This is a genomic window from Microbacterium sp. 01T413_2 (assembly GCF_056398985.1).
In genome coordinates this window covers 29,796-51,946 of record NZ_JBFTQL010000028.1, presented here as the reverse complement: position 1 = coordinate 51,946, position 22,151 = coordinate 29,796, and the positions used below count along the sequence as shown (strand labels likewise).

19 protein-coding genes are annotated in these 22,151 nt (G+C 69.7%); 15 read left to right on the top strand and 4 right to left on the bottom strand.

The annotated features are described in order from the left end of the window. The 3 genes from infB to AC1DMN_RS14375 all read left to right on the top strand — a co-directional run. The coding region (gene infB / locus AC1DMN_RS14385) for a translation initiation factor IF-2 (protein WP_477384442.1) at positions 1-1,596 on the top strand (1,596 nt) is incomplete at its 5' end. Positions 1,597-1,738: 142 nt separating this feature from the next. Continuing rightward, a complete protein-coding gene (gene rbfA / locus AC1DMN_RS14380) occupies positions 1,739-2,170 on the top strand; it encodes a 30S ribosome-binding factor RbfA (RefSeq protein WP_441976004.1) in 432 nt (143 codons plus the stop codon). A gap of 331 nt (positions 2,171-2,501) precedes the next feature. Next, entirely contained in the window at positions 2,502-4,553 is a 2,052-nt protein-coding gene (locus AC1DMN_RS14375) for a LuxR C-terminal-related transcriptional regulator (protein WP_477230681.1), read from the top strand. A 32-nt stretch (positions 4,554-4,585) separates the two neighbouring features. Here AC1DMN_RS14375 and AC1DMN_RS14370 read toward each other — a convergent pair whose 3' ends face one another. After that, positions 4,586-5,482: an HhH-GPD family protein gene (locus AC1DMN_RS14370; RefSeq protein ID WP_441976006.1), complete on the bottom strand. Its 897-nt coding sequence runs from the start codon at positions 5,480-5,482 to the stop codon at positions 4,586-4,588. 89 nt (positions 5,483-5,571) lie between these two features. On the opposite strand from AC1DMN_RS14370, the gene truB reads away from it, so the two are divergent. The 6 genes from truB to AC1DMN_RS14340 all read left to right on the top strand — a co-directional run bounded on the left by truB (position 5,572) and on the right by AC1DMN_RS14340 (position 11,986). Then, positions 5,572-6,468 carry a tRNA pseudouridine(55) synthase TruB gene (gene truB / locus AC1DMN_RS14365; protein WP_477230680.1) on the top strand — a complete coding sequence of 299 codons (897 nt, stop codon included), beginning with the start codon at positions 5,572-5,574 and terminating at the stop codon, positions 6,466-6,468. Continuing rightward, on the top strand, positions 6,465-6,836 hold the full coding sequence (locus tag AC1DMN_RS14360) for a hypothetical protein (protein ID WP_441976008.1): 372 nt from the start codon (positions 6,465-6,467) through the stop codon (positions 6,834-6,836). The genes truB and AC1DMN_RS14360 overlap by 4 nt, the downstream gene beginning before the upstream one ends. Before the next feature lie 139 nt (positions 6,837-6,975). Beyond that, positions 6,976-7,407, top strand: a complete 432-nt coding sequence (locus AC1DMN_RS14355) for a hypothetical protein (protein WP_441976149.1) — start codon at positions 6,976-6,978, stop codon at positions 7,405-7,407. Further along, positions 7,404-8,381: a bifunctional riboflavin kinase/FAD synthetase gene (locus AC1DMN_RS14350; protein WP_477230679.1), complete on the top strand. Its 978-nt coding sequence runs from the start codon at positions 7,404-7,406 to the stop codon at positions 8,379-8,381. The genes AC1DMN_RS14355 and AC1DMN_RS14350 overlap by 4 nt, the downstream gene beginning before the upstream one ends. A gap of 215 nt (positions 8,382-8,596) precedes the next feature. Further along, entirely contained in the window at positions 8,597-10,741 is a 2,145-nt protein-coding gene (locus tag AC1DMN_RS14345) for a DEAD/DEAH box helicase (protein WP_441976010.1), read from the top strand. Between the two features lie 216 nt (positions 10,742-10,957). Continuing rightward, positions 10,958-11,986 carry a 6-phosphofructokinase gene (locus AC1DMN_RS14340; protein WP_440732166.1) on the top strand — a complete coding sequence of 343 codons (1,029 nt, stop codon included), beginning with the start codon at positions 10,958-10,960 and terminating at the stop codon, positions 11,984-11,986. Positions 11,987-12,278: 292 nt separating this feature from the next. Here the strand turns inward: AC1DMN_RS14340 and AC1DMN_RS14335 are convergent, their stop codons facing one another. Both AC1DMN_RS14335 and AC1DMN_RS14330 read right to left on the bottom strand, forming a co-directional pair. Then, positions 12,279-12,647: a DUF559 domain-containing protein gene (locus tag AC1DMN_RS14335; protein WP_477230678.1), complete on the bottom strand. Its 369-nt coding sequence runs from the start codon at positions 12,645-12,647 to the stop codon at positions 12,279-12,281. Positions 12,648-12,694: 47 nt separating this feature from the next. Then, on the bottom strand, positions 12,695-14,827 hold the full coding sequence (locus AC1DMN_RS14330) for a S9 family peptidase (protein ID WP_477230677.1): 2,133 nt from the start codon (positions 14,825-14,827) through the stop codon (positions 12,695-12,697). 167 nt (positions 14,828-14,994) lie between these two features. On the opposite strand from AC1DMN_RS14330, the gene AC1DMN_RS14325 reads away from it, so the two are divergent. The 4 genes from AC1DMN_RS14325 to AC1DMN_RS14310 all read left to right on the top strand — a co-directional run bounded on the left by AC1DMN_RS14325 (position 14,995) and on the right by AC1DMN_RS14310 (position 19,046). Continuing rightward, the gene (locus tag AC1DMN_RS14325) at positions 14,995-16,233 is read left to right on the top strand and encodes an inorganic phosphate transporter (protein ID WP_440732163.1); all 1,239 of its coding nucleotides are present in this window, start codon (positions 14,995-14,997) and stop codon (positions 16,231-16,233) included. Beyond that, on the top strand, positions 16,230-16,562 hold the full coding sequence (locus AC1DMN_RS14320; RefSeq protein WP_440732162.1) for a peptidase: 333 nt from the start codon (positions 16,230-16,232) through the stop codon (positions 16,560-16,562). Before AC1DMN_RS14325 ends, AC1DMN_RS14320 begins: the two co-directional genes overlap by 4 nt. Before the next feature lie 56 nt (positions 16,563-16,618). Beyond that, complete coding sequence (locus AC1DMN_RS14315; RefSeq protein WP_477230676.1) at positions 16,619-17,521, top strand: metallophosphoesterase; 903 nt, start codon at positions 16,619-16,621, stop codon at positions 17,519-17,521. 64 nt (positions 17,522-17,585) lie between these two features. Continuing rightward, entirely contained in the window at positions 17,586-19,046 is a 1,461-nt protein-coding gene (locus AC1DMN_RS14310; RefSeq protein ID WP_440732160.1) for an aspartate ammonia-lyase, read from the top strand. A 93-nt stretch (positions 19,047-19,139) separates the two neighbouring features. Here the strand turns inward: AC1DMN_RS14310 and AC1DMN_RS14305 are convergent, their stop codons facing one another. Then, positions 19,140-20,009, bottom strand: a complete 870-nt coding sequence (locus AC1DMN_RS14305; protein WP_440732159.1) for a fumarylacetoacetate hydrolase family protein — start codon at positions 20,007-20,009, stop codon at positions 19,140-19,142. Between the two features lie 59 nt (positions 20,010-20,068). Between AC1DMN_RS14305 and AC1DMN_RS14300 the strand changes: the two genes are divergently transcribed. Further along, on the top strand, positions 20,069-21,499 hold the full coding sequence (locus AC1DMN_RS14300; protein ID WP_477230675.1) for a PrsW family intramembrane metalloprotease: 1,431 nt from the start codon (positions 20,069-20,071) through the stop codon (positions 21,497-21,499). A gap of 199 nt (positions 21,500-21,698) precedes the next feature. Then, entirely contained in the window at positions 21,699-22,067 is a 369-nt protein-coding gene (locus tag AC1DMN_RS14295) for an FKBP-type peptidyl-prolyl cis-trans isomerase (protein ID WP_477230674.1), read from the top strand. The last annotated feature ends 84 nt before the right edge of the window (positions 22,068-22,151 follow it).

The following is a 22,151-nucleotide window of genomic DNA, read 5'->3' as shown; positions in this document are numbered from 1 at the left end:
GAGCTCCTCGAGGGCTTCGGTCTCGACCTCGAGGCCGAGCTGGAGGCGGAGAGCGAGGAGGACCTCGAGATCCGTCCCCCGGTGGTCACCGTCATGGGTCACGTCGATCACGGTAAGACCCGACTGCTCGACGCGATCCGGCAGACCAACGTCATCGAGGGCGAGGCCGGTGGCATCACCCAGCACATCGGTGCCTACCAGGTGTGGACCGAGCACGAGGGCATCGAGCGCGCGATCACCTTCATCGACACTCCGGGTCACGAGGCGTTCACCGCCATGCGTGCCCGTGGTGCGCAGGTGACCGACATCGCGATCCTCGTGGTCGCGGCCGACGACGGCATCATGCCGCAGACGGTGGAGGCGCTCAACCACGCCCAGGCGGCCGGGGTGCCGATCGTGGTCGCGGTCAACAAGGTCGACAAGCCCGAGGCCAACCCGGCCAAGGTCCGTCAGCAGCTCACCGAGTACGGCCTGGTCGCAGAGGAGTACGGCGGCGACGTCATCTTCGTTGACGTCTCCGCACGTGCCAACACCGGAATCCAGGAGCTCCTGGACGCCGTTCTGCTCACCGCGGACGCCGGTCTGGACCTCACCGCGAATCCGAACAAGGCCGCGCGAGGCATCGCCATCGAGGCGAAGCTCGACAAGGGCCGCGGTTCGGTCGCCACGGTGCTGATCCAGTCCGGAACCCTCCGGATCGGTGACGCGATCGTCGCGGGCACCGCATACGGACGCGTCCGCGCCATGATCGACGAGAACGGTGACGCGGTCGAGGCCGCAGCTCCCTCCCGCCCGGTCCAGGTGCAGGGTCTGAACTCGGTCCCGCGTGCCGGTGACGTCTTCATCGTGACCGACGAGGACCGCATGGCCCGTCAGATCGCTGAGAAGCGTGAAGCCGTCGAGCGCAACGCGCAGCTGGCGAAGGCCCGCAAGCGCATCTCGCTCGAGGACTTCACCCGTGCTCTCGAAGAGGGCAAGGTCGAGACGCTCAACCTCATCATCAAGGGCGACGTGTCCGGTGCCGTCGAGGCTCTGGAGGAGTCGCTGCTCAAGATCGAGGTCGACGACTCGGTGCAGCTGCGCATCATCCACCGCGGTGTCGGCGCGGTCACCGAGTCGGACGTGAACCTGGCGACGATCGACAACGCGATCATCGTGGGCTTCAACGTCCGCCCTGACCCGAAGGCCCGTGAGGCGGCGTCCCGCGAGGGCGTCGACGTGCGGTTCTACTCGGTCATCTACAACGCGATCGACGAGATCGAGAACTCCCTCAAGGGCATGCTCAAGCCGGAGTTCGAAGAGGTCCAGTCGGGTGTCGCCGAGATCCGCGAGGTGTTCCGCTCCTCGAAGTTCGGCAACATCGCCGGTGTCATCGTGCGGTCGGGAACGATCACGCGCAACGCCAAGGCGCGCGTCATCCGCGACGGCATCGTCCTCGCCGATGGCCTGGCCATCGAGTCGCTGCGCCGCTTCAAGGACGACGTCACCGAGGTCCGCACGGACTTCGAGGCGGGTATCGGCCTGGGCAAGTACAACGACATCCAGGTCGGCGACGAGATCGAGACGACCGAGATGGTGGAGAAGCCGCGCGGCTAAGCACGTGGTTGCGCAGGATGGCATCCTGTGCCGACCTTACGGGGCCCCGGTCCGCTTCGCGGACGCCCCGACGGTCGTCACAGGGTGCCTTCCTGCTCCGCGCTTGCGTTCCACGCGGGCGAAAGAGTGAGAGGGTAAGGACATGGCCGGAGAACGACAGGCACGACTCGCGGATCGGATCCGCGTCATCCTCGCTGAGCGGCTGGAGAAGGGGCTGCGGGATCCGCGCCTCGGCTTCGTGACGATCACCGACGTGCGCGTCACCGGTGATCTGCAGCACGCGTCCGCGTTCTACACCGTGCTCGGCACGGAGGAGGAGCGCGTGGCCTCGGGTGCGGCGCTCACGTCAGCGACCGGGCTCCTGCGCAAGGAGGTCGGACGTCAGCTCGGCATCCGGCTCGTGCCCACGCTCGAGTTCATCCCCGACGCGCTGCCCGAGAACGCCGACCACATCAGTGATCTGCTCCGGCAGGCGCGCGAACGTGACGAGCAGGTCGCCGGCATCGCCGCGTCCGCCGCGTTCGCGGGCGAGGAAGATCCGTATGTGAAGCCCCGCGAGGGCGACGAGAACTGATCGATTCAGGGCGGTGCCATGGCACCGTGACATCGCTGCGAGAGGCCCCGGGACACTGTGTCCCAGGGCCTCTCGTCGTTGCTTGCGCGCATGTCTCCTGCGTTGGGCGATTATTCCACCGGGTCTAAGAAGTTGGGATCCGCGCTCGTCTCTTGTTAGCATCCAACCCACGTGCGCGAAGTGGCGCACGATGGCGGCGGGGGGCTGCGCAGCGATGAACGGCGCGACGACAAGCAGGACCGAAGAGCGGGCGAGGATCCGGGCGCCCGGTGCGCCGTCGGAGGATAAGTCCGACCGTCTGGCCTGCGGTACCCACGATGTCGCGCCGCACGTGCGCTCCGCGATCGATCGCATCTGCGGTGGTGACGCCGTCGCGGCCGCTGAGATGCTGGCCGCGCTGGATCCTGAACATCGCCGGGGATGGCGGGTGCTGCCCGACGCCCTTCCGGCAGTCCCCGCGCTGGAGGCGCATGCTCAGCGCGTGCTGCCGCGCGACGCGGATCGGGAGCGCGCATTCGCGCTCGCGCTGTGCGGCTCAGGATCGGTGCAGGCGCTGGGCGCGATCGTGGGGTGTGATCCGGACGGCGTTGCTCGGTCGCAGCTCGCCGGTCTCGCCGAGCTGCGCGGCGGGAGGTTCCATTTCGCCGATCCGACACTGCGTGCGCATCTGCTGGCGACGGCGACATCGCAGGATCGGTTGCGTGCACACCAACGGCTGGCCGTGGTGCTCGCCGAGGCAGGGGATGAGCACGCGGCGTTGTGGCACCGCGGCCGTGGCGCCGTGGCGGCCGATCCCGGCCTGGTCGAACCGCTCATCGAGCTGGCGTACGCGGCGCTGCGCGAAGGAGCTGCCGGGCGTGCCTGGTCCTGCGCCGCGGAGGCCGTGGAGCATGCCGGACCGGGATCGTCCGCGCACGCGAGCGCGTTGCTGTGCAGCGGACGTGCGGCGCTGGCCGGAGGCTGGGTAGCGGACGCCGTGGAACGCATCGAGCAGGCGCTGCGCATCGATGGCGGACATCGCGGTGAGGCGACGGCGGCCTTCGTGCTCGCGCACACGCTGCGACAGGGCGCGGTGCCGGCGCCCGATCTGCTGGTCCCGCCTGATGCGTCCGGTCCGGGATACCGGCTCGCCGCGGTGCTGGGCGCGTCCCTCGGCGCTGAGCGCGGTGACCGCGAACGCAGCACAGCGTGGCTCGTCATCGCAGCACGACTCGGTGAGGACACGGAGGTGCGGGCGACGCTGCTGGCCTGGTGCGATGCGCTGGCGGGCCACGCGGATGCGGGGGCGATCGACGACGGCGATGCCGTCCAGCGCGTGGCGCACGCGCTGTGCGCCGGCCTCGACGGCGACCCGGATGCCGGGGTGCGCGCACTGGCCGAGCCTGTCGCGATCTGCGGCGACGCTCCCGTGACCGGTCTGCAGGAGCATGGTCCGCTGCTGCGCGCCCGCCGTGCTGTTGCCGAAGTGCTGCTGCACGTCTGGGCGGGACGCATCGGCACCGCCCATGAGCTTCTCGCCGCGTCCGCGGCGGAGCTCCCCGTGGCGCTGCCGTTCGCCGGTCTCGCCGTGGCGTTGTCCCGGCGACTGGATCTCGCCGTGGACGGCCGCATCGGAGCGTTGTCGCGGGAGCTCGCCGCATCCGTTCCGTGGCCGCAGGAGCCCGATGGCTTCGTGGACCGCGCCATCGACGCCTATCTGCAGGGACGCAGCGATGAGGCCGCCGTGCACATGGGCCTGTGGACGGACCGCGGCAGACCCTCCGAGCCCCTCGGTCTGCCCGGGTTGGACGAGATCGGTCCGCTGGGTGCGGCGACGGCGCCGGAGCCTCCCGAGGCGACGGCGGCACGGACCTTGCGCGAGCGCGTCAGAGCCGCGCGCGAGTCATCCTGGCGTACCGACCTCGATGCGGTGGCCGAGGAGAGCCGGGGGATCCGTTCGCCTTTCGAGCGGGCAAGGGTCGAGGCGCTGCTGGGCTCCACATGCGCGGCACGGGGCGACCGCGGCCGAGGCGTGCGGCACCTGCGCGCCGCGCGGAGCCTGTTCGAGGAGTCCGGGGCGCGGGCATGGCGCGGCATGGTCGATCGACGACTGCGGATGATGGCCGAGCGTCGGCTGCGCGCGGCGGAAGCCGCCGGAGAGACGGGCGCCGTGCCGTCATCGCTGGAGGTCTGCCGCGCGGCCTGGGAGCCGGTCCTCACCGCCCGTGAGCTCGAGGTCGCTCTGCTCATGGCCGAGGGGCGCGCGAATCGCGAGATCGCGCTCGCGCTGCACGTCTCGGTGCGGACCGTCGAGGTGCACGGCGGCCGGATCTTCGCGAAGCTCGACGTGCGCACCCGTCACGAGCTGACGGTGCTCGCACACCGCACCGACCAGCACCTCTGAGGGGCGCGCGGACAGCGGCGGTCCGTGGCCGGTCAGCGCGGCAGCATCAGCTCGCCATCGGTGGCCTCGAGCAGCCCGTCCGCGACGAGCGAGTCGATCGCACGGTCGCGCTGCACCGGATCCGGCCAGTCGGCGAGGACGGCATCGGCGGGCAGACGGTGGCCCTCGGCGTGCCGCAACGCGCGGAGCACGCCGCCGCGCGCCTGCCGGTCCGAACCCTCGTACTTCGCCTGCCGTCGCCGCCGGTCCTCGCCGTCGGGGAAGCCCGCGGCGCGCCAGACGCAGAGCTCGGCGAGCGGGCACCGTGCGCAGTCCGCGCTGCGGGCGGTGCAGACGGTCGCACCGAGCTCCATGATCGCGGCGTTCATGACGGCGGCGTCCCCCGCCTCGTCGGGCAGCAGCGCGAGCATGTCGTCCAGATCGCGGCGTGAAGGAGGATCCGGCTGGGCCCGCCCGTGCACGGCGCGGGCGATGACCCGTCGCGTGTTGGTGTCCACGACGGGATGGCGGTCGCCGAACGCGAACACCGACACGGCGCGAGCCGTGTAGTCGCCGATGCCGGGGAGCGCCAGCAGTGCGGGGACGTCGCGCGGCGTCACCCCGCCATGCTCATCGCGGACGGCGATCGCGGCCCGGTGCAGCCACAGCGCGCGTCGGGGATATCCGAGGTTCGCCCACTGCTGCAGCACCTCGGCCGGAGTCGCCGCGGCGAGCGAGATCGGATCGGGCCAGCGTGCCAGCCACGCCTCCAGATGCGGGATCACGCGGTTGACCGGCGTCTGCTGCAGCATGAACTCGCTCACCAGCACGCCCCACGCTCCGTACGCGGCGAGGTACTCCGCCCGTCTCCAGGGCAGGTCCCGCGCGTGCTCGCGGTACCAGGCGATCAGCGCGGACGCGATCGGCGCGGAGGCGGGGGAGTCGGCCACGGGAGTCCACGCTACCGCTCCCGCGGAACCGCGTCGCATCGCCGGCGGACCGGTCGGATCCGAACTGTCGCGGCCTCTAGGCTGGGGGCATGGCAACCAGCGGCATCCTGCTCGTCGACAAGCCGGGCGGGATGACGAGTCACGACGTCGTCGCCCGCACCCGCCGGGTGTTCGGCACCCGCAAGGTCGGGCACGCCGGTACGCTCGATCCGATGGCCACCGGGCTTCTCGTCATCGGCGTCGAAGCGGCCACGCGTCTGCTCACCTTCGTGGTGGGTGCCGACAAGACCTACCACGCCACCATCCGCCTCGGTCAGAGCACGAGCACGGACGACGCGGACGGCGAGATCACCGCCTCGGCCGACCCCGAGCGTGTTTCCGCGATCGCTGCGGATGAGATCGCCGCCGGCATCGCCGCGCTCACCGGCGCCATCTCGCAGGTGCCGAGCGCCGTCTCCGCGATCAAGGTCGACGGACGCAGGGCGTACGATCGCGTGCGCGCGGGGGAGGACGTCGTCCTCGCTGCCCGCGATGTGGTGGTGTCGCGCTTCGACGTGCTCGGTGACAGCCCCGCCGACGACGGCATGCGCGACCTCGACGTCGTCGTGGACTGCTCGTCCGGAACCTACATTCGCGCCCTCGCTCGCGATCTCGGGGCGGCCCTGGGCGTCGGCGCCCACCTCACGGCGCTGCGCCGCACGCGTGTCGGGCCGTTCGACGTGGCCGATGCCTCGATGCTGGAAACTCTCGCAGAGGCGCGGCCGCTCACCGCTGCCGCTGCGGCGGCCCGGATCCTTCCCGTCCTCGCGGTCAGCGCGCAGGAAGCGGTCGATCTGCGTCACGGCAAGCGCCTGGTCGCCCAGCGTGCCAGGCTCGAGGGTCCGCGCGCCGCGGCGATCGATCCCGACGGTGTGCTGATCGGGATCGTGGAGCGTCGCGGTGATGACCTGAAGAGCGCCATGAACATGCCGGAGGGGGCGTCATGATCCTGTGGTTCACCGTCATCCAGATCGCGGTCGCGGTCGCGGCGGGCCTGTTCTGCCTGATCATGGGCTTCGCAGGCAAGCGTCCGAGTGACTGGACCGTGGGATCGCTGGCCCTGATCGAGCTGCTGCTGATCGTGCAGGTCGTCCTGGCCATCGTGCTGCCGTTCACGGGGAATCCCGCTCTCGGCGACCCGCTGGAGTACGGCGTGTATCTGGTCTCCGCCGTGCTGCTGCCGATCGGCGGAGCGGTCTGGGCGCTGCTCGAGCGCTCCCGTTGGAGCACGGTGATCATGGGCGTGGTCGCACTGTCGATCGCGGTCATGATCTGGCGGATGCAGGTGATCTGGACGACGCCGATCGGCGGCTGAGCAGCACCGGCTGTGCGGACCCGGTGTCATCGGGTTCCGTAGAATGGACCCTGCCATGAGCACCGCGCGATCCTCGACCCCGTCCGATTCCCCTGCGTCCCCATCGGGGACCTCCTCGGTCGTGCCGTCTCGCCCTCGGATGCGCGGCGTGGGCCGCGTGCTCGTGATCGTGTACGCCGTGATGGCGCTGGGAGCCACCGGCCGATCCTTCGTGCAGATCGTGCGCGCGTTCGACCAGGCTCCGCTGGCGTACTCGCTGTCGGCGGTCGCCGCGGTCGTCTACATCGTCGCGACGCTCGCTCTGATCGGATCCGGCCGCCCGGGCTGGTACCGCGTCGCCTGGGTCGCGATCGTGTTCGAGCTCGTCGGCGTGCTGGTCGTGGGCACGCTGAGTCTCACCCACCCCGCGCTCTTCCAGCACCAGACCGTGTGGTCGCAGTTCGGCCTCGGCTACGTGCTGATCCCGCTGTTCCTGCCGATGGTCGGGCTGTGGTGGCTCATCACGCATCGTCCGTCCCGCACCGTTGCCACCGTCTCCGGCGTCGGCTCGTCGGAGGGATCCGCCGCATGATCGTCTTCCGCGATCCGTCCGAGGTCCCCGCGGACTTCGGACGCACCGTCGCCGCGATCGGCAAGTTCGACGGCGTGCACGCCGGCCACCGCGCGGTGTTCCGCCGCGCGCAGCAGGACGCGGCGCGCATCGGGGCGAAGACGGTGGCCGTGACCTTCGACCGCAACCCGCTGAGCGTGCTGCGTCCGGATCGGTGCCCGGACGATCTGGTGTCCGTCGAGCGCAAGATCGAGCTGCTCTCGGCGTGCGGTCTGGATGCGGTTCTCGTGCTCACCTTCGACGAGCAGCTGGCCTCGCGCACGGCGGAGGACTTCGCCCAGGCGATTCTCGTCGACGCGCTGCATGTCGCCACCGTCCTCGTCGGCCGCGATTTCCGCTTCGGCAGTGGCGGCAGGGGAACCCCGGCGTTGCTCGCCGAGCTGGGCGCGCGGAGAGACTTCACGGTCGACGTGATCGAGGACGTCTTCCTCGAGGGCACCGATCGACGGGTTTCCTCGTCGTGGGTGCGCGAGCTGCTCTCCGCGGGTGACGTCGCGCTCGCGGGCGCCGTGCTGGGGCGCCCGGTGTCGGTGCGCGGGGAGGTCGTGCACGGTCTGAAGCGCGGCCGCGAACTCGGATTCCCGACTGCGAACCTTCCTGCCCTCCTCGACGAGATGGTGCCGGCCGACGGCGTCTACGCAGGCAGGCTGGTGGACCACACCACCGGCGTCGTGCACCCCGCGGCGATCTCCGTCGGAACCAACCCCACGTTCGACGACGTGCTGCAGCGCCAGGTCGAGGCGCATGCGATCGACAGTCCCGGGCTGGACCTCTACGGCCATGACGTGACGGTGGAGTTCACCCATCGGCTGCGGGGGATGACGGCCTTCGACAGCATGGATGCGCTCGTCGCCGGCATCGCCTCGGACGTGGCGCAGGCGCGGCTCCTGCTGGGCGTGAGCGAACCGGATCGCGCGAACTCGCCCGCTGAGTGACCGCACGGGGGCTCGCGTGGCGTAAACTGACCGCGAACCCGTTGTGATCGACGTGCGCGATGCACGCCTGCGGGGTTCTCGTCCGCTCGGTCTGCGATGCCTCTCGGCAGCCGCCCGTCCGCGGATACGCATCGTCGGGACGCAGCATCATCCCGACGGTCATTGTTCGGATCAGTCGCCGTCCTCTGGAGACGGCATCCACGCTCAGGAGGAGCATGCCGACCACGGCGACCGCCACTCGGCGGAAGAAGACGTCGCGTCGAGACGAAGACGCGCCGCTGATCCCGATTCTCGCGCGCAAGGTGCGCGAGATCGAGGCCAAGGCCCAGCACGGGAAGCTCGGCCCCACCAACCGCGTCAAGTTCCAGGTGATCGCGTTCCTGGTGCGCGAGGAGCGTGCCAGGGCCAAGGGCGACGCGGCGCTCGGCGACGCCGCCCGCGCGGAGCAGCTCAAGCGTCTGGACGGTGTGGCCACCATCCTCGCGAAGACCGCCGCGCGTGACACGTCGCTGATCCAGCTGCTCGAGGCGGACCAGGCCACGAGCCCCGTCGCGAAGCGCATGCGCCGCGACTGGCTGCTGGAGTCCGGCGCCGAGCTCGCGCCGGAGGAGCTCGTCATCGCCGATGTCATCCGGGTGCAGCAGGCGCCGGTGGTGCCGGCAGCGCTCGCCGAACGCCAGGTGACCCCGCCGTCCGTAGAGTCGCGGATGCTGGCGAACCCGTTCCTGGCGCCGGATCTCACCCCGCGGCCCGCGTCCACCCCGCGACGCCGCCTGGACGGCTGGGACCTCATGGGGCCGCTGTACAAGGCGTTCGAGTCAGGGGCGGGCGGGGGGATGGCCTCGATGGAGCTGCCGCCGCTGCCCGAGTACGACCACCTCTCGCCGAAGGGCCTCGAGGTGATGGTGCATCAGTCGCGCTTCCTCGAGTCGGTGCGTGCCGGGCATCGTTCGTTCCTGCTCGCCGACGAGCCGGGTCTCGGCAAGACCGCGCAGTCGGTGCTCGCCGCTTCCATCGCCGACGCGTATCCGCTTCTGGTCGTCGTCCCGAACGTGGTGAAGATGAACTGGGCGCGCGAAGTCGAGCGGTGGACTCCGCAGCGCCGCGCCGCCGTGATCCAGGGCGATGGCCAGGACGTGGACGCGTTCGCCGACATCTTCATCGTCAACTACGAGATCCTCGATCGGCATCTGTCCTGGCTGGGCGAGATCGGCCTGCGCGGCATGGTCGTCGACGAGGCGCACTTCATCAAGAACCTGTCCTCGCAGCGCTCCCAGAACGTGCTGGCGCTGGCCTCCCGCATTCGGGAGCAGGCCGCCGGTGCGCATCCCCTGTTCATGGCCCTCACGGGAACCCCGCTGATCAACGACGTCGAGGACTTCGACGCGATCTGGCGCTTCCTCGGCTGGACGAACGGCGAGCGCCCCTCCGCGGAGCTCGCGGACAAGCTCGACGCCACGGGGCTGACACCCGCGGACAAGTCGTTCTACGGCGAGGCCAGGGACGCGGTCATCTCGATGGGCATCGTGCGCCGCAAGAAGAAGGACGTGGCGGCCGACCTGCCCGACAAGCTCATTGCGGATCTGCCGGTGCAGCTGGACGACGAGTTCGGGCGCGGGATCCGGCAGGCCGAGGCCGAACTCGGCGCGCGGATGGCGGCGAAGTACCGCCGGATCATCGAGGCGCGCGGAGACCGGGGCCTCGCCCACGGCGAGATCGACGAGGACATCGTCCGGCTCGTCGCGCACGGCGAGCTGGAGGAGTCGAAGGCCGCCGGCACCGGCGGGGACAACGTCTTCACCATGGTGCGCAAGATCGGCCAGGCCAAGGCGCTGCTGGCTGCGGACTATGCCGCGCAGCTGCAGCGCTCCGTCGGCAAGGTGGTGTTCTTCGCCAAGCACGTCGACGTGATGGATCAGGCGGAGGCGCATTTCGCGGCTGCGGGGATCCGTTCGGTGTCGCTGCGGGGCGACCAGACTGCGATCGCGCGGCAGCAGGCGGTCGACGCGTTCAACAGCGACCCCGACGTCGGGATCGCGGTGTGCTCGCTCACTGCGGCCGGCGTCGGCGTGAACCTGCAGACCGCGTCGAACGTCGTGCTCGCCGAACTCAGCTGGACCGCGGCGGAGCAGACCCAGGCGATCGACCGCGTGCACCGCATCGGCCAGGACGAGCCGGTCACCGCATGGCGCATCATCGCGGCGCACACCCTCGACACGAAGATCGCCGAGCTCATCGACCAGAAGCAGGGCCTCGCGGCTCGGGCGCTCGACGGCGAGGCCGTGGAGGAGGGTGCGAGCGAGCCTGTGCAGCTGGCGGCGCTCATGCACCTGCTTCGTCAGGCGCTCGGCGGCGACTGACCGCATCCCGACGGCGAACGTCAAGAACGGCGCTTCTTCTCCCGGTTTCTGGAGGCGGAGCGCCGTTTTTCTTCAAGAAGACGAGAAGTCCGTGATGGGGTGCGTAAGAACGCCGCTTTTCGGTGCTGTCGAATGGCGCCGGAGAGCTGATCGGCACTAGGGTCGAACGAGGCAACGGCGCCGCGCTTCCATCCCCTTCCCTCCCGAGGACGACCCATGAAGATCGGCATCCTGACCAGCGGCGGCGACTGCCCCGGCCTGAACGCGGTCATCCGCGGCGTCGTGCTCAAGGGCACCGAGGCGTACGGCCTCGAATTCGTCGGCATCCGCGACGGCTGGCGCGGCGTCGTCGACGGCGACTTCTTCCCCCTGACGCGGCACGAGGTCAAGGGACTCTCGAAGGTCGGCGGCACCATTCTCGGCACCAGCCGCACCAACCCGTACGAGGGCCCGCGCGGCGGCGCGGAGAACATCGCCAAGACGCTGTACGGGCACAAGATCGACGGCATCATCGCGATCGGCGGCGAGGGCACGCTGGCGGCCGCGGATCGTCTGTTCAAGGAGGGGATCAACGTCCTCGGGGTGCCGAAGACCATCGACAACGATCTGCGCGCCACCGACTACTCGTTCGGCTTCGACACGGCCGTCAACATCGCCACCGAGGCGATGGATCGTCTTCGCACCACGGGTGACTCCCACCGGCGCTGCATGGTGGCCGAGGTCATGGGCCGTCACGTGGGCTGGATCGCCCTGCACGCGGGCATGGCAGCCGGAGCGCACGTGATCTGCATCCCGGAGGTGCCGATGTCGCTCGAGGAGATCGCCGCCCTCGTGTCCAGCGCGAACGATCGCGGGCGAGCACCGCTCGTCGTGGTCTCCGAGGGCTTCAAGCTCAAGGACATGGACGAGGCGTACAGCGACAAGGGCCTGGACGCGTTCAACCGCCCGCGGCTCGGCGGCATCGGCGATCTGCTCGCCCCGGAGATCGAGCGGCTCACGGGCATCGAGACCCGTGCGACGATCCTCGGTCACATCCAGCGCGGAGGCGCCCCATCCGCCTTCGATCGCGTCCTCGCGACGCGGCTCGGCATGCACGCCGCGGATGCGGTCGTCGATGGGGCATGGGGGCAGATGGTGGCCCTGCACGGCACCGAGATCGTCCGCGTGCCGTTCGAGGACGCCCTCGGCGAGCTCAACACGGTGCCGCGCAACCGCTACGACGCAGCGGCGACCCTCTTCGGCTGAGTGCCGGGAGGTGTTCCGCGCCGTGTCGTCGGCCGAATCCGGTCCAGGTCCTGAGATCAGGAACATTCACCCAGATCAGGACGATTTGCCTCGGATCCGCCTGATCTCGGTCATTCGTCCTGGTCTCGGGATGGGGCTCCGGGGACGTGGGTCCGGATACACATCAGGGACGTCGATCCAGGTCACGGTCCGGAGCCCGGGTGCGGGTGCCGGATCAGCGCGTACCGAGGTGGCGTCCCTGTGCCATCGCCGCGCGGACCATGTCCTGGACGTAGCGCGGCTCGAACATGAGCTAGGTGTAGTCGAAGCGCAGCACCACGAAGCCCCGTAGCGCCAGCCGGGCATCTGCCCGCAGATCGCGGCGGCGATCCTTGGCCGTGCTGTGGAACTGGAAGCCGTCGAGCTGCACGATCAGGCGGTCGCCGATGAGCGCATCGACGGGGTGCCCGTCGATGATGATCTGCTGACGCACGACAACCCCGATCTCGCGCATGAGTGCGACGAAGTGCGTCTCGAGCCCGGAGTCGGACAGGATGTCGGCCGCTTTCATGAGCCGCCGCGCACTCTCGGAGCGCCACCGCACGCTGCGCAGCACATCGACGCTGACCTTCTTCTTCCGGATCGCGGATTCCCACACGGCCAGCGCGTCGGCTGCACTCAAAGGAACGGATGCCGGCCGGCCGGCCGCTCCCTGGACCCTCGTCGGGCTCAGGCGGCGGCCGCTCCCAGGCGGTCCAGGATCCAGGCCAGTTCGAAGGCCCGCTCGCGCCAGGAGTTGTACCGGCCGCTGACGCCGCCGTGGCCGGCCACCATCTCGCACTTGAGCAGGACGTCTTCCGCCCCGGCGTCGCGCAGGCGGGACACCCACTTGGCGGGCTCCACGTACAGCACGCGCGTGTCGTTGAGCGAGGTGACAGCGAGGATCGACGGGTAAGCGACGCCGTCGCGCACGTTCTCGTACGGCGAGTACGACTTCATGTACGCGTACACCTCGGCGTCATGCAGCGGGTCGCCCCACTCGTCCCACTCGATCACGGTCAGGGGGAGGGACGGATCCAGGATCGTCGTCAGGGCGTCCACGAAGGGCACCGAGGCGAGGATCCCGTGGAACAGCTCCGGGGCGAGGTTCGCGACCGCGCCCATGAGCAGTCCGCCGGCGCTCCCGCCCTCGGCGACCATCCGGTCCGGGACGGTGATGCCGGCGTCGATGAGATGGCGCGCGCACGCGACGAAGTCGGTGAACGAGTTCGCCTTCTGGCCGAGCTTGCCGTCCTCGTACCACTGCCGGCCCATCTCGCCACCGCCGCGGACGTGCGCCACCGCGAAGACCACGCCGCGATCCAGCTCCGACAGGCGCATGACCGAGAAACCAGGGTCGATGGAGTGCTCGTAGGAGCCGTAGCCGTACAGGTGCACGGCGCGGGGCTCCGCTCCGGGCTCGCCGAACGAGCGCTTCCACACCAGTGAGACGGGAATGCGGGCGCCGTCCGCAGCGACCGCCCAATCGCGGCGCTGACCGTAGTCCGCCGGGTCGTAGCCGCCCAGCACCGGCTGGCGCTTGCGCAGGTGCAGCGTGCGGGTCGCCAGTTCCAGGTCATAGACGGTCGAGGGCGTGACGAACGAACCGTAGCCGAGGCGCAGGAACGGCGCGGCCCACTCGGGGTTGCCGCCGAAGCCCGCCGAGAACAGCGGCTCTTCGAACCCGAGCTCGTCCAGCGCCCCCGTCGCCGGATCCATCAGCGCGATGCGCTCGAGGCCCTCGAACCGGTAGGCGACGACGGTGACGTCGCGGAATGCGTCCACATCCAGCAACCGGCGGCCCGGGGTGTGCGGCAGAATCGCGCGGCGCTCACCCTGCGGGTCCGACGCGGAGACCGCGACCAGCTCGAAGTCCAGCGCGCCGTCGTTGTGCAGGATGAGCAGCTCATCGCGGCCGTCGACCACGGCGTGCTCGACCGAGTACTCCACGCCCTCGCGCCGCGGCCACACCACGCGCGGCGGAGCGGTGAGATCGTCGAGGTCGACGAGGTGCTCCTCGCTCGTGATGCTGGAGCCGACGCCGATCACGAGGTACTTCCGGCTGCGGGTGATCCCCGCGCCGAGCCAGAACCGCTCGTCCGGCTCGTGGAACAGCTGCACGTCGTCGGCCACGGGGGTGCCGATGCGGTGCAGCCACAGGGTGTCCGGACGCCAGGAGTCGTCGACGGTGGTGTAGACGACGGTGGTGCCGTCGGGCGTGAAGAACGCGCCGGACGTACCGGGGATCTCATCGGGCAGCGTCTCGCCCGAGAGCAGGTCGCGGACATGCACCGTGTAGCGTTCGTCGCCCTCGAAATCCGTCGACCACAGCAGGCGAGTGGCGTCGTCGGAGACATCGAACGCGCCCATCGCGAAGAACTCGTGGCCCTCCGCCTCGGCGTTGCCGTCGAGCAGGATCTGCTCGCCCGGTACGGGCACCGCGGCGTCCAGGACCGGCGGGGTCCAGTCGTCGGGGGAGGAGACCGCGGCGCGGCACTGCAGGCCGTACTGCTGCCCCTCGACCGTGCGGCCGTAGTACCACCAGTCGCCGCGACGGGTGGGCACGGACAGATCCGACTCCTGCACGCGCGCCTTGATCTCCTGGAACAGCGTCTCGCGGAGCGGCTCGAGATGTCCGAGGCGTGCATCGGTGTATGCGTTCTCGGCCTCGAGGTGCGCGATCACCTCGGGATCGTCCTTCGCGCGCAGCCAGTCGTAAGGGTCGTCGAACACGTCGCCGTGGTGGGTGCGGATCAGCGAACGGCGGGCCGCGCGCGGCGGAACGGGGGAAGGAGCAGGAGCGGTCTCGGAGACGGAGGTCACGCATCAACGCTAGCCGAGGCCGCCAGGGCGCGGGCGGAGCCTGCAGCGGGGTCGTCGAGTTGACCGGCTTGGGCCGGGGTGGGAGGATGCAACCGGCCCGTTAACGGATGCTGAACCCCCGGTGAACTCTTCGTTCGTCACGTCCCTCCACTTCACGAAAGCGAACGGTGGAAACCGCAGCCCTCATCGTCGTGCTGGTGATCCTGCTGGCACTCTTCTTCGACTTCACCAACGGGTTCCATGACACGGCGAACGCCATGGCCACCCCCATCGCGACCGGCGCGCTCAAACCGCGGACCGCGGTCATGCTCGCCGCCGGACTGAACCTCGTCGGAGCGTTCCTGTCCACCGAGGTCGCCGCGACGGTGTCCGGCGGCATCATCCAGGAGGATTCGAGCACCGCGCACCTCATGCCGTCGCTCATCTTCGCGGGCCTCATCGGCGCGATCACCTGGAACATGCTGACCTGGCTGCTCGGACTGCCGTCCAGCTCGTCGCATGCGCTCTTCGGCGGGCTCATCGGGGCCACGCTGGTCGGCGTCGGGCTCAGTGGCATCAACTTCGGCGTCGTGCTGTCCAAGGTCGTCCTCCCGGCGCTCATCGCACCTCTCACCGCCGGGCTGATCGCCTACCTCGCCACCAAGCTCGCGTATCTGATCACGCGCCGCTACGACGGCAAACCCGACGGCCGCAGCGGCTTCCGCTGGGGACAGATCTTCACGTCGTCGCTCGTCGCGCTCGCCCACGGCACGAACGACGCGCAGAAGACGATGGGCGTGATCACGCTGGCGCTGATCTCAGTCGGCTGGCAGGCGCAGGGCGACCACCAGCCGCACATCTACGTGATCGTGGCCTGCGCGTTCACGATCGCGCTGGGCACATACCTGGGCGGCTGGCGCATCATCCGCACCCTCGGCAAGGGTCTCACCGACGTCAAGCCCGCGCAGGGCTTCGCCGCCGAGACGTCCACCGCGGCCACCATCCTCGCCTCCAGCGCGCTCGGCTTCGCGCTGTCCACCACGCAGGTCGCCTCCGGATCCGTGATCGGATCCGGCCTCGGCCGGCGCGGATCGGCCGTGCGCTGGCGCACCGTCGGCCGTATCGCGGTCGGGTGGGTGCTCACGCTTCCCGCGGCCGGGCTCGTCGGGGCCCTGGCAGCATTCATCGTGGTCGTCGGCGGCGGCTGGGGCGTTCTGATCGATGCGGTCCTCGCGCTCGCCGTGATCGTCGCCCTGTTCCTGCGTTCGCGTCGCAACGCCGTCACGGCGAACAACGCGTTCAGTGAGGTCGCCGACTCCGGGCGCGCCATCGAGGTGCCGGAGGAGCCGCCGCTCACCCCGCGGCAGGCCAGGGCGCAGCGCGCCCGCGAACGTGCGAAGGCCAAGGAGAAGGGGACGGGACGATGACCGTGGTCATCCACTGGGAGGCGTTCTTCCAGGTGCTCGGCGCCGCACTCGTCGGCACTCTCGTCGTCGTGGGCTTCTACGCGCTCGGCCTGCGGATGCTCGTGCGGGCGGGCAGGGTTCCGGTGGTGACGCCCGCCGAATTCACCGACGCGATCACGGTGATCAGCGAGAAGGAGGCCAAGCGCGCGGCGAAGGCCGCCGCGAAGGCCGCCCGCAAGAGCCCGCTCAGCGACGGGCAGAAGACGCTTGCCCAGATCGCGGCCTACGCGTGCTTCGCCGTCTGCGCGGCGGCGGTGCTCGGCGGCATCGTGCTCATCGTCGTGAAGTAGCAGGCCCGCGCGGCGCCGTCCGAGAAGGCCGTCGTCGCGGGGCTAGCCTGAGGACCATGACTGTGCAGTTCGGCCGTTACGCCCCGCCCACGCACACCCTGGTGCACGTGAGCGACCCGCACCTCTTGGCCGGAGGGGCGGCGCTGGGCGGACGCTTCGACGTGGACACCATGCTGGCGCGCACGCTCGCGGCGATCGAGAGCGCGACGGACGCGCCCGACGCGATCGTCGTGACCGGCGACTTGGCCGACCTCGGCGAACCCGACGCCTACCGTCGGCTGCGCGCCGTCGTCGAGCCCGTGTCCGAGCGCCTCGGCGCCCCCGTGATCTGGGTGGCCGGCAACCACGACGAGCGCCCCGCGATGCGAGAGCATCTGCTCGACGTCGCGCCCAGCGAGGATGCGGTCACGGGCGTGTGGGATCTGAACGGTCTGCGCGTGATCGCGCTGGACTCCACCATCCCCGGTTGGCACCATGGAGACATCGACGCGGAGCAGCGCGACTGGCTGGCCGATCAGCTGCGCACGCCCGCACCGCACGGCACTCTGCTCGCGATGCATCATCCGCCGGTGCCGAGCCACATCCCGTTCTTCGACATCCTCGAGCTGCGCCATCAGGACGAGCTCGCCGAGGTGCTGCGCGGATCCGATGTTCGCGGAATTCTCGCGGGGCACCTGCACTATTCGCTGCATGCGACGTTCGCGGGCATCCCCGTGAGCGTGGCATCCGCCACCTGCTACACCATGGACGTCGCCAGCCCGGGGGACCGGGTCAACGGCATGGACGCCGCGCAGTCCTTCCAGCTCGTGCACGTGCGCCCGGAGACCATCACGCACACCGTGGTCCCGGTTGTCGAGGCGACGCCGGTCGACACGTTCAGCCCCGCGTGGGTCGAGCGGATGGCGCAGCTGGAGCCCGAGCAGAGGCTCGAGGCGTTCTCGCGCAAGCCGGGGCGGTGATCGGCGACGGGTAGGATGGATACATCCCCCTTCCCTGTTCGCCATCACTCACGAGGATGTGTCCATGGCCGCCGTTGCGCCTGCCACCCGTACCGAAACCGACTCCCTGGGAAGCAAGGAGATCCCTGCCGACGCGTATTGGGGGATCCATACGCTCCGCGCCGCCGAGAACTTCCCGATCACGAAGCGCCCCATCTCCGTCTACCCGGAGCTGATCGAAGCGCTCGCGATGGTCAAGCAGGCCAGCGCCCGCGCCAACAAGGAGATCGGCACGCTCGACGCGGAGAAGGCGGACCTCATCGACGCCGCCGCACAGAAGGTGATCAACGGCGAGTTCCACGATCAGTTCATCGTCGGCGTCATCCAGGGCGGGGCCGGCACCTCGACGAACATGAACGCGAACGAGGTCATCACCAACATCGCGCTCGAGCTGGCCGGACGCGAGAAGGGCGACTACGCCTTCCTCTCGCCGATCGATCACACCAACCGCAGCCAGTCGACGAACGACGTCTACCCGACGGCGGTCAAGATCGGGCTGTCGCTGAACCTGCGCTCGCTGCTCGACGAGCTCGACCTGCTGCGCGTGTCGTTCCTGAACAAGGCGCGCGAATTCCACGACGTGCTCAAGGTCGGTCGCACCCAGCTGCAGGATGCCGTCCCGATGACCCTCGGCCAGGAGTTCCACGGCTTCGCGTCGACGCTCGGCTACGACCACACGCGCCTCACCGAGAACGCCTGGCTCATGTACGAGATCAACATGGGCGCCACCGCGATCGGCACGGGAATCACCACGCACCCCGCCTACGCGGCCTCCGTGCTGAAGCACCTGCGTGAGATCTCGGGTCTGGATCTGGCCACCGCGACCGACCTCGTCGAGGCGACCAGCGACACCGGATCCTTCATGTCCTTCTCCTCGTCGCTCAAGCGCAACGCGATGAAGCTCTCCAAGATCTGCAACGACCTGCGTCTGCTCTCCTCGGGTCCGCAGGCCGGTCTCGGCGAGATCAACCTGCCCGCGATGCAGGCCGGCTCCAGCATCATGCCGGGCAAGGTCAACCCGGTCATCCCGGAGGTCGTGAACCAGGTGGCGTTCGCCGTCGCCGGATCCGACGTCACGGTGACAATGGCGTCCGAGGCCGGTCAGCTGCAGCTGAACGCGTTCGAGCCCGTCATCGCGCACTCGATCTTCCAGTCCATCACTTGGATGCGTCAGGCGATGTGGACCCTGCGCGTGAACTGCGTCGACGGCATCACCGCCAACCGCGACCGTCTGGGCGCCATGGTCGGTTCCTCGGTCGGCGTGATCACGGCGCTCACGCCGTTCATCGGCTACGCCGCCTCGGCAGCCCTCGCCAAGACCGCCCTGCTGACCAACCGCAACGTCGCCGACCTCGTGGTCGAGGCCGGTCTGATGTCGCGTGAGGACGTCACCAAGCAGCTGTCGCCGGCCCGCCTGTCGGGTCTCGAGACCATCACCGCGGCGATCCCCGTCATCCCGTCGAAGGACGTCAACGCCGGAGTCTGAACTCCGCCGCACGTGGAAACGGCCCGCCACGCCTCCGAGTGGCGGGCCGTTCGCCGTTGTCGTGCGTTCTTTGCGGACGACGACGGAGACGGATCAGTCCAGGATCCGGCAATGCGTGGTGAGCTCGCCGATCCCGTCGATGCCGACCGTCACGGTCGAACGGTCGCGGAGGAAGATCTGCGGGTCGCGCGAGTAGCCGGCGCCGCCAGGGCTGCCGGTCGAGATCAGGGTTCCGGGACGCAGCGTGAGCGAGCGGGAGAGGTGCGCGATGAGCGCCGAGACCGGGCGCACCATCTGTCCGGTCGACGCGTCCTGCACCCGGTGGCCGTCGACGACGGTCCAGATGTGCAGATCCTGCGGATCCGGGATCTCATCGGCCGTGACGACGACCGGCCCGGTGGGGGAGAAGCCGTCGAAGGACTTGCAGCGCGACCACTGCGCCTCGGCGAACTGGATGTCGCGTGCGGTGATGTCGTTGACCACGGTGTAGCCCCAGACATGGTCGAGGGCATCCTCGGCGGACACGTCCTTCGCGGCGGCGCCGATCACCACGCCGAGTTCGGCCTCGTAGTCCACCGACTCCGACAGGGCGCGCGGCCACGACGTGGTCTGCTCGTGGCCGGTCAGGGAGTTCGGCCACAGCGTGAACACGGTCGGCGCTGTATCGGTCTTCAGCCCGAGCTCACTCGAGTGCGCGGCGTAGTTCAGCCCCACGGCCAGCACGACCGGCGGAGCGAGTACCGCGGCGCTGTAGGCGAAGCCGTCGAGTGCGTGCACGGGAGCCTCGCCGCGCGCGTGCGCGTCGCGGACGGCGTCGAGAAGGACGTCGCCGCCTTCGATGAGCTGCTGGAGGGTGGCAGGGGCCGGATCCACGAGATCGGAGACGAGCGTCGCCCCGGCACCGTCGATGACGGCGAGGGCGGGAAGGTCGGATTCGGGACGGCGCAGATGAGCGAACCGCATGCCTCCACGCTACCGGGCGTATCCGCTGCTCCGTGGCGGTGAGCCTCTAGGCTTTGGGCATGAGCTTTGGAGGACACGGCGATCCCGCCGCGCAGCGCCCTGCCCCGCGCCCGTCGCCCGCCGCGCCGTCGCCGTACCAGCCGCCTGCGGCCGCGCAGCCCTCGCCGTTGACGGGCCAGTCGCCGCAGTCGTACGCGACGCAGCTCGCTCAGCCCTCGCCAGCCCAGCCCTCACTCGCACAGCCCCAGTACGCCCAACAGCCGCAGTACGTGCAGCCCCAGAACTACCCGCAGACGGCATCGACGCCGATCTCGCCGGTGTACGGCTCGGTGCTCGCTCAGCGCCCGGAGCACCACGGCGCCGTCGCCTATGACGCGTACACACCGCCCGCTCCCGTCCAGGCGGTGCCGGCGCTGCCGGTGCCGTCCGCGAAAGGCCGGCACGCCTCGGTCTGGGCGTTCGGCGCGCTCGGATTCGTGCTCCTGGGCCTCATCGCCTACTTCGTGTGGGCGCTCGGCCCTGCCGCGTCGATGATCGGCATGGTGCTCGCGCTCGTGCCCCTGACGATCGTGTTCTTCGGTGTGTTCTTCATCGACCGGTGGGAGCCGGAGCCGAAGTCGCTGGTCGCGTTCGCGATCGCGTGGGGTGCGATCGCATCGGTGGGCCTCGCGCTCGTGGTCGATCTCCTGCTGACGCTGCTGCTCGGCCAGCGCAGCGACGACCTGACCGCGGTGCTCCAGGCACCGATGGTCGAAGAGACGGCGAAGGGCCTCGGCGTCTTCCTGATCTTCGTGATGGCTCGTCGCAGTTTCGATGGCCCGATCGATGGCATCGTGTACGGCGCGCTGGTCGGCGCGGGTTTCGCCTTCACCGAGAACATCCAGTACTTCGCGATCAGTCTCATCGAGGGCGGGGCGCCGGATCTGACCGTCACCTTCGTGCTGCGCGGACTCATGTCGCCTTTCGCTCACGCGATGTTCACCTCGGTGACCGGGTTCGCGATCGGGCTTGCCGCGCGTCGCGGCGCCTCGGCAGCGCGCGCGCTCGGCTTCGGCGCGGTAGGCGTGCTGGGGGCGATGGCGCTGCACGCGCTCTGGAACGGCTCCTCGATGATCGGCAACTTCTTCGTGCTGTACCTCGTGCTGCAGGTTCCGCTGTTCGTCGGCTTCATCGTCGTGATCATCCTGCTGCGCAAGGAGGAGGCGCGCCTCACTTACGCCCGGCTCAGCGACTATGCGACTGCAGGCTGGTTCACGCCGCAGGAGGTGTCGATGCTCGCGACGCCTGCGGGCCGGCGCGTCGGTCTGCGGTGGGCGTCGGGACTACGCGGCGACCGTCGCCCGATCATGCGCGGGTTCATCAAGGACGCGACCACGCTCGCCTCCGTGCGGCAGCGCATCATCACGGGAAGGGATCCGCTGGCGACCCAGGATGAGCAGGTTCTACTGCAGCGCACCCACGCGGCGCGCGACGCCCTGCTCGCGGTCTGAGACAGACTCAGCGCCCGGTGCTGCGGCGATGCCTGCAAGTCCTCCGGGCGCTGAGTTGATCTGAAAACAGGTTGCACCCGTGGGGCGGGGATGTCAAGGATCGGGCGCCGCGACTCTCCGCGACACGTGCCGAGCGCTGTTCGCCGTCGGCGCAGGGCCTCGCGTTGACCGAGCCGCACCCGTCGGGTTGTATGGAGGCATGACTGAGCGCACCAAGCCCGAGTTCGACGCCCCCACCGGACCCGCTCCCACGGAGCTCGTGATCCGCGACATCATCGAGGGAACCGGCGACGAGGCGAAGCCCGGCGACACCGTGACCGTGCACTATGCGGGTGTCGAGCACGACACCGGCGAGGAGTTCGACTCCTCCTGGGGCCGTGGCGAGACCATCCAGTTCCCGCTCCGCGGCCTGATCCAGGGCTGGCAGGAAGGCATTCCCGGCATGAAGGTCGGTGGACGCCGCGAGTTGATCATCCCCCCGCAGCTCGGCTACGGACCTGCCGGATCCGGTCACTTCCTCGGCGGCAAGACCCTCATTTTCATCATCGATCTCATCGCCGTCGGCTGACGAGCACGATCGCGAAGGCCCCGTCTTGAACGGGGCCTTCGTCATGTCGGAGGTGATCTCGGAAAAAGTTCGGCGAATCGGGAA

Bases quoted from the DNA above. Each gene is read 5' to 3' on its own strand.
- rbfA (WP_441976004.1), top strand. From the start codon at position 1,739: ATGGCCGGAGAACGACAGGCACGACTCGCGGATCGGATCCGCGTCATC.
- AC1DMN_RS14355 (WP_441976149.1), top strand. From the start codon at position 6,976: ATGCGCGGCGTGGGCCGCGTGCTCGTGATCGTGTACGCCGTGATGGCG.
- AC1DMN_RS14295 (WP_477230674.1), top strand. From the start codon at position 21,699: ATGACTGAGCGCACCAAGCCCGAGTTCGACGCCCCCACCGGACCCGCT.
- truB (WP_477230680.1), top strand. From the start codon at position 5,572: ATGGCAACCAGCGGCATCCTGCTCGTCGACAAGCCGGGCGGGATGACG.
- AC1DMN_RS14310 (WP_440732160.1), top strand. From the start codon at position 17,586: ATGGCCGCCGTTGCGCCTGCCACCCGTACCGAAACCGACTCCCTGGGA.
- AC1DMN_RS14350 (WP_477230679.1), top strand. From the start codon at position 7,404: ATGATCGTCTTCCGCGATCCGTCCGAGGTCCCCGCGGACTTCGGACGC.
- AC1DMN_RS14300 (WP_477230675.1), top strand. From the start codon at position 20,069: ATGAGCTTTGGAGGACACGGCGATCCCGCCGCGCAGCGCCCTGCCCCG.
- AC1DMN_RS14360 (WP_441976008.1), top strand. From the start codon at position 6,465: ATGATCCTGTGGTTCACCGTCATCCAGATCGCGGTCGCGGTCGCGGCG.
- AC1DMN_RS14305 (WP_440732159.1), bottom strand. From the start codon at position 20,009: ATGCGGTTCGCTCATCTGCGCCGTCCCGAATCCGACCTTCCCGCCCTC.
- AC1DMN_RS14340 (WP_440732166.1), top strand. From the start codon at position 10,958: ATGAAGATCGGCATCCTGACCAGCGGCGGCGACTGCCCCGGCCTGAAC.
- AC1DMN_RS14315 (WP_477230676.1), top strand. From the start codon at position 16,619: ATGACTGTGCAGTTCGGCCGTTACGCCCCGCCCACGCACACCCTGGTG.
- AC1DMN_RS14345 (WP_441976010.1), top strand. From the start codon at position 8,597: ATGCCGACCACGGCGACCGCCACTCGGCGGAAGAAGACGTCGCGTCGA.
- AC1DMN_RS14320 (WP_440732162.1), top strand. From the start codon at position 16,230: ATGACCGTGGTCATCCACTGGGAGGCGTTCTTCCAGGTGCTCGGCGCC.